Source organism: Novosphingobium pokkalii (genome assembly GCF_014652855.1).
In the GTDB taxonomy this organism is placed as follows: domain Bacteria; phylum Pseudomonadota; class Alphaproteobacteria; order Sphingomonadales; family Sphingomonadaceae; genus Novosphingobium; species Novosphingobium pokkalii.
This window is the reverse complement of the sequence record NZ_BMZP01000061.1, coordinates 1-507: the sequence shown is the minus strand read 5'-3', so window position 1 is coordinate 507 and position 507 is coordinate 1. Positions and strand designations below refer to the sequence as shown.

At 67.1% G+C, this 507-nt stretch carries 1 protein-coding gene; it reads right to left on the bottom strand.

The window, feature by feature from the left end:
* A partial coding sequence (locus IE191_RS20950; RefSeq protein ID WP_229815749.1) for a transposase occupies nt 1-491 on the bottom strand: 491 nt, incomplete at its 3' end.
* Nucleotides 492-507 lie beyond the last annotated feature (16 nt).

Genomic DNA, 507 nt, shown 5'->3' with positions numbered 1-507 from the left:
GACCAGGCATCGAGCGAACTCTGGCGCGTGCGGAAGGTGTCGTGACGCTGGCCGCGCAGGACCTTGCGGATGGTCTTGCGCGACACGCCGGTCGTGCGTGCCATGACCCTGATCGGCACGCCTTGCCCGGCCAGATCGATAATCTGGCGGTTGAGGGCCTCGCGCAATTGGTAGCCATCCCACTGGATGCGCTCGGCACGGGTCAGGGTCGCCGGATCGACCGGCCCCGTCGGCGCCAGCGCGCGCCGCAAACATGGCATTTCCGAACGCACAGCCGCCAGAAATGCTGCCGAGGCGTTCTCGAACAGGTGCCAGCGGTCGGCCACCTGCTGTGCCTGCGGCGCCGCCTCGCTTGCGGCCGCACCATAACCCGGACCACGGTCGCGACAGATGATTTCGACTTGCGGGTTCTGGCGCAGCCAGGCGATGACCGTGTCGCGCTGACGATCGGGAAGCAGGTCGATCACCTCGCGTCGTTCGAGATCGACCACGATGCTCCCGTAGCTG